Annotated in this window: 11 protein-coding genes; 5 read left to right on the top strand and 6 right to left on the bottom strand. The window is 75.7% G+C overall.

Annotated elements, in window-relative coordinates:
* Positions 1-11: 11 nt before the first annotated feature.
* Positions 12-3104 carry a hypothetical protein gene (locus tag DQE82_RS19930; RefSeq protein WP_113973471.1) on the bottom strand — a complete coding sequence of 1031 codons (3093 nt, stop codon included), beginning with the start codon at positions 3102-3104 and terminating at the stop codon, positions 12-14.
* A 149-nt stretch (positions 3105-3253) separates the two neighbouring features.
* Here DQE82_RS19930 and DQE82_RS19935 point away from each other — a divergent pair, with 149 nt between their 5' ends.
* Both DQE82_RS19935 and DQE82_RS19940 read left to right on the top strand, forming a co-directional pair.
* Positions 3254-3892, top strand: a complete 639-nt coding sequence (locus DQE82_RS19935; RefSeq protein WP_030502929.1) for a TetR/AcrR family transcriptional regulator — start codon at positions 3254-3256, stop codon at positions 3890-3892.
* A 65-nt stretch (positions 3893-3957) separates the two neighbouring features.
* Positions 3958-4185: a DUF3107 domain-containing protein gene (locus DQE82_RS19940; protein ID WP_030502928.1), complete on the top strand. Its 228-nt coding sequence runs from the start codon at positions 3958-3960 to the stop codon at positions 4183-4185.
* Between the two features lie 45 nt (positions 4186-4230).
* On the opposite strand, the gene DQE82_RS19945 is transcribed toward DQE82_RS19940, so the two are convergent.
* Entirely contained in the window at positions 4231-4917 is a 687-nt protein-coding gene (locus DQE82_RS19945; RefSeq protein ID WP_113973472.1) for a ferritin-like fold-containing protein, read from the bottom strand.
* Positions 4918-5202: 285 nt separating this feature from the next.
* Here DQE82_RS19945 and DQE82_RS19950 point away from each other — a divergent pair, with 285 nt between their 5' ends.
* Both DQE82_RS19950 and DQE82_RS19955 read left to right on the top strand, forming a co-directional pair.
* A complete protein-coding gene (locus DQE82_RS19950) occupies positions 5203-6861 on the top strand; it encodes a DEAD/DEAH box helicase (protein ID WP_113973473.1) in 1659 nt (552 codons plus the stop codon).
* Positions 6862-7040: 179 nt separating this feature from the next.
* The gene (locus tag DQE82_RS19955) at positions 7041-8189 is read left to right on the top strand and encodes an SAM-dependent methyltransferase (RefSeq protein ID WP_113973474.1); all 1149 of its coding nucleotides are present in this window, start codon (positions 7041-7043) and stop codon (positions 8187-8189) included.
* 8 nt (positions 8190-8197) lie between these two features.
* Here the strand turns inward: DQE82_RS19955 and DQE82_RS19960 are convergent, their stop codons facing one another.
* Positions 8198-8626, bottom strand: a complete 429-nt coding sequence (locus tag DQE82_RS19960; protein ID WP_113973475.1) for a hypothetical protein — start codon at positions 8624-8626, stop codon at positions 8198-8200.
* Positions 8627-8818: 192 nt separating this feature from the next.
* Here DQE82_RS19960 and DQE82_RS19965 point away from each other — a divergent pair, with 192 nt between their 5' ends.
* Positions 8819-9238 (top strand): helix-turn-helix domain-containing protein, encoded by a 420-nt coding sequence (locus tag DQE82_RS19965; RefSeq protein ID WP_043328166.1) that lies wholly within the window; start codon positions 8819-8821, stop codon positions 9236-9238.
* A gap of 8 nt (positions 9239-9246) precedes the next feature.
* Here DQE82_RS19965 and DQE82_RS19970 read toward each other — a convergent pair whose 3' ends face one another.
* The 3 genes from DQE82_RS19970 to DQE82_RS19980 form a co-directional block, all read right to left on the bottom strand.
* A complete protein-coding gene (locus DQE82_RS19970) occupies positions 9247-10281 on the bottom strand; it encodes a hypothetical protein (protein WP_113973476.1) in 1035 nt (344 codons plus the stop codon).
* Entirely contained in the window at positions 10274-10504 is a 231-nt protein-coding gene (locus DQE82_RS19975; protein WP_043328162.1) for a heavy-metal-associated domain-containing protein, read from the bottom strand. Before DQE82_RS19975 ends, DQE82_RS19970 begins: the two co-directional genes overlap by 8 nt.
* Positions 10505-10627: 123 nt before the next feature.
* Positions 10628-12748 carry a RecQ family ATP-dependent DNA helicase gene (locus DQE82_RS19980; RefSeq protein ID WP_113973477.1) on the bottom strand — a complete coding sequence of 707 codons (2121 nt, stop codon included), beginning with the start codon at positions 12746-12748 and terminating at the stop codon, positions 10628-10630.
* Positions 12749-12762 lie beyond the last annotated feature (14 nt).

The raw sequence follows: 12762 nt of genomic DNA on the forward strand, positions 1-12762 counted from the left end.
CCGCACACCGTTCAGGCGAGCAGCGCCTCCAGCCGCCGGTTCACCGCCGCCAGCGTGGCCCGCACGACCGCCTGCCGGGGATCCCCGGCGACCAGGGCCGACCCGGCCAGTTGCTCCACCCAGCCGTCGCAGACCAGCAGCACGACAACGGTCGCCACCTCGCAGTTGCCGAACGGCACCACGGCGGCGTGCTCCACGAAGCACCGGCCGTGCTCACCGGCCGGGACGCCCCGGCCGAGCAACTCGTCCACCGCCGCGGCCGCCGCCACCGCGCACAGCCGCAGCACGTACCCGTCGACGGCCGGCCCGGTCGCGTGGCCCTCGGCCGTCCGGTCGCCCGCGATCAGGCGGACCTCAGTGGTGGCGTCCAGGCCGAACGTGCTCACCAGGACGTGCTCGATGACCACCCGGGGCCCGGGCGCGCCGCCGGTGTCGAGCGGTCGCGACGGCGCGGTCTCCGTCGTGGTCATCTGCCCACCGGAGTACGAGGTGCCGAGCGTCACCGGGCTGCCGGTGGACATGCCGGTCGGCGCGGCGGCCAGCGACGTCTCGTCGACAGCGGCCCGGCCCCGGTGGGTGGCCTGCCGGCGGCGGCGCGGCGGCTCGTCGCCCTCGGCCGGGGCGTCGGCCGGACGCGCCGCGCGGTCCGTGCCGCCGAACCGTCCCTCACCGGAGCGGTTCGCGGCCGGGCGCACCACACCGGTACGCGTCGGCGTCTCGTCCCCGGCCGGTCCGGGCTCGTCACCGTTGCGGGGCGCGGGCACCGCCGTCCGCGTCTCGTCCGGCAGGGCGCGGGCGTGGATCGGCCCGGGCGAACGGCCCTCGCCCGCCCGTGCCTCACCGGCCCGGTCCAGCCGGGCCGATCGGCGGCGCAGTGGGGCCGGCGGCGGCACGACCGGCGCGCCGGGCAGGTTCTGCGGCGCCGCCGCCAGGCCCATCCGTTCCTGGAGCAGCCGGGCCACCAGGCGGCTGACCTCTGCCGGGTCCGCGCCGTCGGCCAGGTCGAGCCGGAGGCTGTGTGCGCCGGCCGGGGTACGGCGCAGCGCCGCGTCGCGTACGCCGGCCACCTCGCGGACCGCGTCCAGGATCGCGTTGACGTCGAAGCCCTCCGGGCGCTCACGCAGCGGCGCGGGTTCGTCGTCCCGGCGCAGGTGGGTGGCGATGCGGGCGAGTTCGGGGGTCTCGGCGGACGGTTCCACTGCGGGCGGCTCCGGCACGACTGGCACGTCCGGCTCGGCGGGGACGCGCTGCGGCAGCACCACTGGGGCCGGTTCCTCCGGTCGGGGCTCGGTGGCCGCGTCGGCGGCCGGCACGGGTTCCGGCGCGGACCGGCGGGCGGCGTAGGGGGGCGCGCTCGCCGGTTGGGCCGCGGAGGTGCGGTCGGTGTGGGCCGCGCCGCTCGTGGCGGGGACACCGGAGATCGGCCGCGCCGGCACACCGGAGATCGGCCCGGCCGGGACGCCGGACGTCGGCCGGGCCGGCACGCCCGAGATCGGCTGTGCCGGGAGGCCGGAGGCCGGCTGCGCCGGGACTCCGGAGATCGGCCGGGCAGGGGCGGCCGGCGGCTGCCGGGGATCGTCGGCGGTCTCACCGGTGGCCCGGGTCGCGGGGTTGGCGACGGGCGCGGCGGCAGGCGGCGGCCCGGCGGGCGCGGAGGGGTAGCCGGGGAACGTCGGCGTGTACCCGCCGGCCGGGGCGGGTGGGACGCTCGCCGGCTCGGGACCGGTGGCCGGGTTCACCGGCGGGACCGGCACCGGCGGCCCGGCCCACGAGGGTCGCTCGTACCCGTGCGGCGGCTCGCCGTCGCCCCGGGCCAGCCGGAACGGCCGGGTCGCCTCACGCGCCGGCTCCGGACCGGCGCCCGGCTCGGACTCGTACTGGCGCGGCGGTTCCGGCTCGTACGGCCGGGTCGGTTCCGGTCCGGCGGCCGGCTCGGCGCGCAGCGGCTCGTACGGCCGTACCGGCTCGGGCCGGGGCGGCTCGTAGCCGGACGGCGGCTCGACGCGGGCCGGCATGTACGGCCGCACCGGCTCGGGCGCCCACTCGGCCGCGCGCTCGTCGCGGGCCGGCCGGTCGTCCCAGCCCGCCCGGTCGTCCCAGCCCGCGCGATCGTCATGGCCGGCACGGTCGTCGTGGGCCGCGCGGTCGTCGTGGCTGGCACGGTCGTCATGGGCCGAGCGGTCGTCGCGGGCGGCGCGGCGGCCGGCGGTGTCGTCCTCCCGCTCGCGCCGGTCGGCGGGCTCCGCGGCGCGGCGCGCCGCCGGCTCGTCGGTGCGGGCCCACGGCGGGGCCCAGCCGTCGCCCCAGCTCGGGCGGTTCCAGGACGGTCCGGACCAGTCGGGTTCACCGGCGCCCGGGTCGTCCGCGGCGGGCTCCCGGGAGTCGGCGGCGGCCCGGGGCCCGGCGGCGCCCGCCGGTCCGTCCGGCGGGCGGACGTCGCCCACGGGCTGCGCGGAACGGCCGGCCGGGTCGGCGGACGGCTCGCCGGGCGCCCGGTCGGCCCAGCCACGGGAGAGCGACGGGGTGGACTCGGTGTTCGGCGCGTGGAAGCCCGGTGGCACCTCGAAGCCGGATGCGGCGGCGCCGACCGGCGGCACCTGCAGGGCCGGGGGCGCGGAGGCGGGGCCGCTCTCGGCCCAGCGGGGCGCGGCGGCCGGGTCGTCGGCGGCGTGCCGGGAGCCGGCGGCGTCGGCCGGGTTCACCTGCTGCTCGGCCGGGGGCGCCGGTCGCGGGGCCGGTACGGCCAGCCGCTCGCCGTCGCTCTGCCGGGGCGGTTCGTCCGCCGGCGGGGCACTGACCGGCGCCTGGCGGGTCACGCGCGACTCCTCCCCGGCGTGGTGCACGCCGTTGACGTGGCGGCCGTTCACCGGTCCCGGCTCCGGTCGGCCGGGTAGCGGAGCCGGCAGGTCACCGTGCCGGGGCGAGGAGGCGGCCCAGCCGCCGAGATCGCCGTAGGGCCAGCCGCCGGGCGCCGGAGCACCACGGGACCAGCCGTTCGGCGGGGGCGCCCAACCGCCGCCGGTACGGGCGGGTTCGTCCTGCCGGCCCGTCCCGTCGCCGTGCTCTCCCGGGGTGGCGGCTCCGGGTTGCCCTGTTTCACTCACCGCGCGCTCCTTGGTCGCCCCCGCTGAGGCTACCGTGTGGTGACAGTGGCGATAAGTTACAGCGGCGGGCCAATTCCGCGACGGGTTCACGAACCCGCACCGGTTCGGGTGATACGTGCCGGCTCGTACGCAGATACTCGGAGGTTCCCATGACCGCAGTGGGGAACGGTGCACAGACCGCCGGTCGGCCCACCCGCCTGCCCCGCTCGGCACGCCGTAAGCAGCTGCTCGCCGCTGCTCAGGAGGTGTTCGTCGCGCAGGGCTACCACGCCGCCGCGATGGACGACATCGCCGAGCGGGCCGGGGTCTCCAAGCCGGTGCTCTACCAACACTTCCCCGGGAAGATGGAGCTCTACCTGGCGCTGCTGGACACGCACTGTGACGCGATAGTGGCAAACGTGCAGGGCGCCATGAGCAGCACCAGCGACAACAAGGAACGGGTCAGCGCCGCGGTCCGCGCGTACTTCGACTTCGTCGACCACGAGAGCGAGGCGTTCCGGCTGGTCTTCGAGTCCGACCTGCGCAACGACCCGGCGGTGCGGCAGCGGGTGGAGCGGGTCGAGCAGGGCTGCATCGCGGCCATCACCGACACGATCATCTCGGACACCGGCGTCAGCCGGTCGCATGCCGAGCTGCTCGCATCGGGCCTGGTCGGCGCCGCCGAGACGGCCGCCCAGTTCTGGCTCGCCGGCGGCCGTCAGGTGCCCAAGGCGGAGGCCGAGGCGCTGGTCGCGGCCCTGTCCTGGCGGGGCATCGCCAGCTTCCCGCTGCAAGGTGAGTCAGCCTGAACATCGGGCCGCCGGATCGGATAGCCTTCCCACGGTGGCTTTTTCGCCCCAGTTGAGGAGGCACAGTGGAGGTCAAGATCGGCGTGCAGTACGCGCCGCGGGAGCTGGTCCTGGAAAGCGCGCAGTCGCCGGCCGAGATCGAGCAGATCGTGACCGACGCCTTCGCCAGGAGCGAGGGCACGCTCTCCCTGACCGACGAGAAGGGCCGGCGCGTGATCGTGCCGGTCGGCAAGGTCGCCTACGTCGAGATCGCCGAGGCGTCGCCTCGCGCGGTCGGGTTCACCGTTCGCTGATTCCCGCGGCGCCGGCCGCCGTGGCGGGCCTCCCGCCACGGCGGCTCAGTTGTTCAGCCCGACCGCCGTCATCCGCGCGGCGTGCGCCTCGGTCAGCCGGCGCAGCAGCCCCGGCACGTCCCCGCCGGTCCGGCCGATCAACGCGCTGAGCGCGCCCCGGTCGGCGGCGGTGACCCGGCCGGCCTGGGACAGCGCCTCCCCGAGCAGCCGCCGGGCCCACATGGAGAGCCGGCCCGCGGCCCGGGGATCGGCCTCGATCGCGGCCCGGATCTCGGCCGCGGCGAACTCGGCGTACCGGGAGTCGTGCAGCACGTCGAGCAGCAGCGTCCGCTCCGGCCCGTCCAGGCCGTCGGCGATCCCGCGCAGGAAGTCGTCGGTGATCGCGTCGCCCACGTACGCCTTCGTCACCGCCTCCGCCCAGTCCCGCGGCTCGGTCGAGTCGTGGTACGCCCGCAGCGCCTCGACGTAGGGGACCATCGCCTCCTCCGGGGTGACGCCCCACGCGGCGAGGCGGTCGGTCAGCCAGCGATAGTGGGCGATCTCCGCGGCGGCCATCTCGCTGAGCGCGGCGCGGCGGCCCAGGTCGGGCGCGAGGCGGGCGTCGGCGGCGAGGCGGTCGAAGGCGAGCAGTTCGCCGTACGCGACGAGCCCGAACAGGTCGATCGCGGCGGGATCGGGGGCGGTGGGACCGGCGGCGGCAGAGCCGGTCGCGGCGGGGTCGGGGGCGGCCACGAGCGCAGGCTACCGGCGCCAACGCTGTGACTCAAGTCACATCGAGCCGCCCCGCGCGCACGGCCACCACCTGGGAATCGGGACGACTCAGGGGCCGTTCAGGTAGGATGAGACAGTTGCCGTGGGCACCGATTCGGTCAGCTTCGCTGATCAAGACCGGTCCCCGACGCGCGTGCGGCCCGGTCCGGCTCGGCGATTCGCCCCCGACCGCGTGGCCCGCGCCACACACCGAACGCGCCCTGAGGACATGAGGGGCGCACCACGAGAGGGCACCCCCACATCCACATGAGCGACCAGATTTCCGGCCAGCCACTGGCCCCCACCGCTCCGGTCCCGCCGGAGGCACCCACGTTCGCCGCGCTCGGCGCGCGGCAGGAAACCGTCGAGGCGCTGGCCGCCGCCGGCATCACCCGCGCCTTCGCCATCCAGGAGTACGCGCTGCCGATCGCGCTGCGCGGCGTCGACCTGATCGGGCAGGCCCCGACCGGCACCGGCAAGACGCTCGGCTTCGGCATCCCGCTGCTGGAGCGCGTGTTCGCCCCGTCCGAGGGCAGCGACGGCGTCCCGCAGGCGCTCGTCGTCGTACCCACCCGTGAGCTGGGCATCCAGGTCGCCAAGGACCTCGACGCCGCCGGTCGCACCCGGGGCGTCCGGGTGCTGCCGATCTACGGCGGCGTGGCGTACGAGCCGCAGATCGAGGCGCTGCGCAGGGGCGTCGAGATCCTGGTCGGCACCCCCGGCCGCCTGCTGGACCTGCAGAAGCAGAAGCACCTGCGGCTCGACCGGGTCCGCGCGCTCGTCCTCGACGAGGCCGACCGCATGCTCGACCTGGGCTTCCTGGACGACGTCGAGAAGATCCTGGCGATGCTGCCGGAGGACCGGCAGACCATGCTGTTCTCGGCCACCATGCCGGACCCGATCGTCGCGCTGTCGCGGCGGTTCCTGCGCCGGCCGGTGACGATCCACGCCGGGCACACCGCCGAGACCGGCCCGTCGCCGCAGACCACGCAGCTCGCGTACCGCACGCACTCGCTGAACAAGGTCGAGATCGTGGCGCGCATCCTCCAGGCGGAGGGCCGTGGCCTGACCATGATCTTCACCCGTACGAAGCGGGCCGCCGACCGGGTCGCCGAGGATCTCGACTTCCGTGGTTTCGCCGTGGCCGCCGTGCACGGCGATCTCGGCCAGGGCGCGCGGGAGCGGGCGCTGCGGGCGTTCCGCGCCGGCAAGATCGACACGCTGGTCGCGACCGACGTGGCGGCCCGGGGCATCGACGTCACCGGCGTCACGCACGTGATCAACTACGACTGCCCCGAGGACCAGGACACCTACACCCACCGCATCGGCCGTACCGGCCGGGCCGGGGCAACGGGTGTCGCGGTGACGTTCGTCGACTGGGACGACATGCCCCGCTGGCGGATCATCGACAAGACGCTCGGGCTGGACATGCCCGAGCCGCCGGAGACGTACCACACCTCCGCGCACCTCTACACCGACCTGGCCATCCCCACCGACGTCAGCGGCACGCTGCCGACCGCCGAGCGCACCCGCGCCGGGCTGTCCGCCGAGGTCGAGGAGGACCTGGGTGGCGGCGGCCGGGCACGCCGGGGCGCGCGTCGGGGTGACAGCCGGGGCCGCGAGCGCGGCGACCGTGACCGTGGTGACCGCGGTCGGGGCCGTACGAGCGACGGCGGGGACGCGCCCGCCGGGCAGGCCGAGGCCGGGGACGGCGAGGCGACCCGTACGCCGCGTCGGCGGCGGCGTCGCCGGGCCGGCGAGACGGTGGCCGGCGAGCCGACCGCGGTGATCAGCACCGAGGGCTCGACCGAGACCGCCGCCGCACCGCAGGCCGCGGAGGGTGAGACGGCGAGCAAGCCGCGTCGCCGTCGTCGCCGCCGCAGCGGCAGCACCGGCGCGCCCGCCGAAGCCAGCAACGCCGACTGACGAACACCAACGGAAACGGCCTCCCGGACCCCGGTCCCGGAGGCCGTCCCCGTCCCACGACCGCCGGACCCACGCGGTGATCATGAAGTTGACGGCGCGACACGCCGTGCTCACGTACGGCCAACCTCATGATCGACCAGGTCGGCGGGGTGGGTGGAGAACTGGAGAGGTAGGTAGGGATGCCGGAAGCGCTGGAATCGGCGCTCGCCGAGGTACGGACGCTGCTGCTCGCGCCGGGGCTGACCCGGGCGGTGGCCGCCGGGCGGCGTCGTGGGCAGCGTCCCTCGGTGGTACGCGCGGAACTGCGCCCGGTCGCGCTCAAGAGCGGCCCCCGGTTGCAGATCGCCACCTCGGACGGGTCACGGCCGCACACCCGCAACGTGGCGCCGGGAGCCGAGGCCGACGCCGCGGTGGACGAACTGCTCGCCGAGCCGTTCGGCAACTGGCATGTCGAGACCGCCGACGCCACGATCCAGCTCCGGGTGACGAAGTCCGGTGAGGCGCAGGTGCACCGCGCGGCGGCCAGCCGTACCGCCGGCGAGCCGGAGCGGCACGACCGGGCCAAGGAGTGGCTGCTCGACCCGGGTGATCCCCTCTTCAAGGAGATCGGCGGCTCGGCGGCCAAACGCCGGCAGGTCGACGCGTTCCTGCGCGCGCTGGCCGCGACGCTGCCCGACGACCTCACCGGCGCGCTGCGGGTGGTGGACCTGGGCTGCGGCAACGCGTACCTGACCTTCGCCGCCTACCGCTACCTGCTGCGGCGCGGCCTGGACGTGACACTCGTCGGCGTGGACGTACGCGAGGACCAGCGCCGCCGCAACACCGAGCTGGCCGAGCGGCTGGGCTGGGCCGACCGGGTCAGCTTCGTGGCCGGCACCATCGCCGAGGCGCCCGTCGAACCGGCGCCGGACCTGGTGCTCGCGCTGCACGCCTGCGACACCGCCACCGACGAGGCGCTGGCCCGGGCGGTGCGCTGGGACGCCCGCTGGGTGCTCGCCGCGCCCTGCTGCCACCACGACCTGGCCGCCCAGCTCCGGGCGCGCCCGGCGCCGGGCCCGTACGAGCTGCTGACCCGGCAGGGCATCCTCCGGGAGCGGTTCGCCGACGTGCTGACCGACGCGCTGCGGGCCGGTCTGCTGCGCCTGCACGGGTACCGCGCCGAGGTGGTGGAGTTCGTCGACTTCCAGCACACGCCGCGCAACCTGCTCATCCGGGCACGCCGGACGGCCGGCGCGCCGACCGACGGGCAGCGCGCCGAGTATCGCGAGCTGGTCGGCCAGTGGGGCGTGACGCCCCGGCTGGAGACGCTGCTGGCGGAGCGGGCCTGAGGGGCGCGCTACCGCCCCCGGTCGCCCCGGTTGCGATCGCCCCGGTCCAGCACAGACACGCGCTCACCACGGTTGGCGGGCCGCTCGCCGTCCTCGGCCGCGGTCGGGAACGGCACCACCTTCCCGCCGAACTGCTCGGCATTGCCGGCGGCGGCGAAGGCGTTCCACGAGATATCCACGAGCATCCGCTTCAGCTCGGCATGCCGGAGGGCGGCGTTGCGCTGCAACGCCATCCGCGCTCCCAACACCACCGAGGCCAGCGTGGTGCAGATCGCGCCGGTCGCGGCGATCAGGTGTACGCCGGTCGCCTCGCCACCGCGTACCGCCAGCACCAGCAGCCAGATCCAGAAGCCGAGAGCGAACAACGCGGCCTTGGCCACGAAGAAGAGGCTCACCGCGCCGGGGCGATGCGGTACGGGACGGTCCGGCTCGGCCATGCTTCTCCTCCATCGATTCTCAGGGTTCACTCAGCCTATTACCCGAAGCGCATTACCCGAAGCAAGCTTCCGCATTCACCGAGTCCCGCCGACGAGATCTCCGGACCGATCAGTCAGTTACTTCTGCGCCCCGGCGTACTAGGCTCGATCGGCAGAGCCGGGCCACCGGCGGGAGGGGCAGATCCGACAGGGATGGGTTCGGCAGACGTTTCGCCGCAGATGGCCTTCGCGCGCTTCGTACGCCGGGCCATCGACGACGCGCGCGAGGAACGCGGCTGGACGGTCACCGATCTGGCCACCCACACCGGAGTCGGCCGCTCGACGGTGTTCCGCTGGCTGGCCGGCGACTGGCAGGACTACCCCGAACTCGCCAAGGTGCGCGGCTTCTGCGCCGCTCTCGACCTGCCCGTGGCGGCCGCGTTCCGCGCGCTGGGCCTGCCCGACGCCGGGCCGGTGCCGCGCCGCCGAGGTGCCGAGGAGGGTCCGGTGGAGGCCGACGTGCGGGTGATCCTGGACCGGCTGGCCGACCCGAGCGTGCCCGCCGAGGAGAAGCACCACATCCGCGATCTGCTCCGCTACCTGGCCCGCCGCCCGGTCCGCCGCGCCGGCTGACCGAGGGCTCAGGCCACTGTCAGCGTGAACTCGGCGGTCCGCACCACGCCGCCGACCTGGAAGTCCAGGAACATCCGGTAGTTGCCCGGCCCCGGCGCGGTCAGCCAGAACGTCACCTCGTCGCCGTCGCGCACCGGCTCCGGGTGTACGTGCAGGTAACCGAGGTCGCCCTGGCGCAGCGCGACCAGGTGCCCGAACGCGCCGAGGTACGGCTGAAGCGGCGCTGCCGCGCCGTCCGCGCCGGTGATCCGGAACCGCAGCGGCACCGAGCGTCCCACCTCCGGGGTGCCCGTGTACGCGGCGGTGAACCCGTCGACGGTGGCCGACGTCGCGGCGGCGGGCAACGGCCGGGGCCGGTACGCGCCGGGCGCGGCCAGGTCGGCGCCGAGCACCACGGCGACCTGTCCACCGTCGTCGGCGACGGCGGTGAAGTCCGCGTACATCCGCCAGGAGCCCGCCTCGATCGGCCCGAGCGGCACCGACCAGGTGCCGTCGGCGGCCATCGTGGGGTGCAGGTGCAGGTAACCGCTCAGGTCACGGCGCACCACGATCACATGCATCGGCTTGTCGTGCACCACGGCGAACCGGGTGACCGCGCGGCGCTTGTCGTCGCGGATCTGGAAGCGCAGCTCACCGGCGCGGCCGGCGGTCAGCTCGGCGTTCGACGGGACCAGCGTGTAACCGGCCGAGGTGATCGACAGCCCGGCCGCGCCGTCGCCGCCGCCCTGGGTGACGGTGGCGCCGTCGTGGGAGTGCGCGCCGGTGCCGGGCGCGTGGGCGTGCATGCCGCCGTCGCCCGTGGTGGCCCCGCTCGCCGTGGCTGCGGGCCGCGCCGGGTCGGCGGGCGCGTTCATCCGGCCGAGCCCGAACCCGAGCAGCACCGCGAGCACGAGCCCGCCCACCACCAGGGCCAACCGCAGCGTCTCCCGATCCACCGCGACCGGGCCGCCCGCGGCCACCCCGGCGCGGGGCGGTGTCGCGCCGGCCACGGCGTCGTCGGGGACGACGCCGGTGCCGGACGTGCCGGACGACGACTCAGGCACCGCCGCCGACCAGCTCGTAACCCGCCTCGTCCACGGCGGCACGGACCGACTCGACCGCCAGCGGGGCGTCACTGGTGACGGTGGCGGTGCCACCGGCCAGATCGATCCGGACCTCCTCGACGCCGGGCAGCGCGGACAGCTCCTCGGTCACCGCCCGGACGCAGTGTTCGCAGGTCATCCCGGTCACGGCGTACGTCTGGACGACGGGTAGCTGCTCGGTCATGACCCCACGGTACCGCCGGTCACCTGCGGCTCCGCCGACGGTCCGCCGACGGTGGCGACGCTCGCATTCCGGCCGCGCCGGGAACTTTTCGACGGCCGGGACCTGTCACGCGGACGCGACGGGTCAGGCGGCCACCGCGAGCGCCAGCGGCAGCACGTCCGGCGCGCCGGCCCGGCGCAGCAGCCGCGCCACCATGGCCATGGTCCAGCCCGAGTCGACCAGGTCGTCCACCAGCAGCACCGGCCCGTCCAGCCCCGGCAGCGCGTCGGCCAGCTCGTCCGGCAGGCGGAAGGCGTCGTGCAGCGTGCGTACCCGCTGGGCGCTGTTGCCGCGCGGCCCGCCGCCGCCGGACGGACCGGCCGGGACGACGTGGCCGAGCAGTGGCAGCCGGCCCACGGCGGCGATCCGCTCGGCGAGCGAGCCCACCAGCAGCGGTCGCGTCCGGGAGCCGATCGCGACCACGCCCACCGGCCGCCGGGGCCACGGGTCGTCGCCGTGCGCCCACGCCTTCAGCACCTCGACCACGGCCGCCACCACGTCGTCGGGCACCGGGCCGTCGGGCGCCTCCGGCCCGACCAGCCCGCGCAGCCGCCCGCCCCACCCCAGGTCGGAGAGGCGTCCCACGGCCCGGCCGGGCAGCGCCTGCTCCGCCGGGGGGATGCGGCCCTTCAGGGGTACGCCGACCGCCTCCAACCCGGTGGGCCAGAGCTTCTTGGGCGGGATCGGCACGCCGGGGCGCCCGAGGAACGTCTGCGCGGCGGTCAGCGCCTCGTCGGAGACGGCTGCCTCGAACAGCGGGCCGGCGCAGTTGTCGCACCGCCCGCAGTCGGCCGCCCCGGTGTCGTCCAGCCCTTCCCGCAGGTAGCGCATGCGGCAGCCGGACGTCGAGGCGTACTCCCGCATGGCCCGCTGCTCGGCGGCGCGCGCGTCGGCGACGCGCCGCAACCGGGCCTCGTCGTAGACCCAGGGCTCGCCGGTGGCGAGCCAGCCGCCGCGCACCCGGCGGACCGCGCCGTCCACGTCGAGCACCTTGAGCATCAGCTCCAGCCGGGTCCGGCGCAGGTCGACCACCGGTTCGAGGGCCTGGGTGGAGATCGGCCGCTCGGTGTCCAGCGCGGCCAGCACGGCGCGGACATTTTCCTCGGGCGGGAAGGCGAGCGAGGCGAAGTACCGCCAGATGGCCGCGTCCTCCACGCCGGGCAGGAGCAGCACCTCGGCGTGCTCGACGGCCCGGCCGGCGCGGCCGACCTGCTGGTAGTAGGCGATCGGCGAGGGCGGCGCGCCCAGGTGCACCACGAAGCCGAGGTCGGGCTTGTCGAAGCCCATGCCGAGCGCGCTCGTGGCGACCAGCGCCTTGATCTTGTTGTCGAGCAGGTCCTGTTCGGCGGCCCGCCGGTCGGCGTCCTCGGCCTGCCCGGTGTAGGAGGCGACCGACCAGCCCCGGCCGCGCAGGAAGTCGGCCGTCTCGGTGGCCGCGGCCACGGTGAGCGTGTAGACGATCCCCGAGCCGGGGAGCCGGTCCAGGTGGTCGGCCAGCCAGGCCAGGCGGTGCGCCGGGCTCGGCAGGTCGAGTACGCCCAGGCGCAGCGACTCCCGGTCCAGCGTGCCCCGCAGCACCAGCGCGTCACCGAGTTGCTCGGCCACGTCCTGCGTGACCCGGGCGTTGGCGGTGGCGGTGGTGGCGAGCACCGGCGTGCGCTCGGGCAGGTTCGCCAGGAACGTGCGCAGCCGTCGGTAGTCGGGCCGGAAGTCGTGCCCCCAGTCGGAGACGCAGTGCGCCTCGTCCACCACGAGCAGCCCGGTGGTGGCGGCGAGCTTCGGCAGTACGCCGTCGCGGAAGTCCGGGTTGTTCAGCCGCTCCGGGCTGATCAGCAGCACGTCGACGGCTCCGGCGTGGATCTCCGCGGTGATCTCGTCCCACTCGTCGAGGTTCGCCGAGTTGATGGTGCGGGCCCGGATGCCGGCGCGGGCGGCGGACTCGACCTGGTTGCGCATCAGCGCCAGCAGCGGCGAGACGATCACCGTCGGCCCGTGCCGGTTGCCCTCGCGCAGCAGCGCGGTCGCCACGAAGTAGACGGCCGACTTGCCCCAGCCGGTGCGCTGCACGCAGAGCACCCGCCGCCGGTCGACCACCAGGGCCTCGATGGCCCGCCACTGGTCCTCGCGCAGCCGGGCGTGGTCACCCGCCAGCCGCCGCAGCACCGCTTCGGCGCGTTCCCGTACGGCCGTCCGATCCTGGCTCATCCGGCATTTCTACC

Origin of the sequence: Micromonospora sp. LHW51205, assembly GCF_003315815.1 — a bacterium.
Classification (GTDB): domain Bacteria; phylum Actinomycetota; class Actinomycetes; order Mycobacteriales; family Micromonosporaceae; genus Micromonospora; species Micromonospora chalcea.

Coding starts and splice junctions, on each gene's coding strand:
- DQE82_RS19935 (WP_030502929.1), top strand. CDS start 3,254: ATGACCGCAGTGGGGAACGGTGCACAGACCGCCGGTCGGCCCACCCGC.
- DQE82_RS19950 (WP_113973473.1), top strand. CDS start 5,203: ATGAGCGACCAGATTTCCGGCCAGCCACTGGCCCCCACCGCTCCGGTC.
- DQE82_RS19955 (WP_113973474.1), top strand. CDS start 7,041: ATGCCGGAAGCGCTGGAATCGGCGCTCGCCGAGGTACGGACGCTGCTG.
- DQE82_RS19960 (WP_113973475.1), bottom strand. CDS start 8,626: ATGGCCGAGCCGGACCGTCCCGTACCGCATCGCCCCGGCGCGGTGAGC.
- DQE82_RS19965 (WP_043328166.1), top strand. CDS start 8,819: ATGGGTTCGGCAGACGTTTCGCCGCAGATGGCCTTCGCGCGCTTCGTA.
- DQE82_RS19975 (WP_043328162.1), bottom strand. CDS start 10,504: ATGACCGAGCAGCTACCCGTCGTCCAGACGTACGCCGTGACCGGGATG.
- DQE82_RS19980 (WP_113973477.1), bottom strand. CDS start 12,748: ATGAGCCAGGATCGGACGGCCGTACGGGAACGCGCCGAAGCGGTGCTG.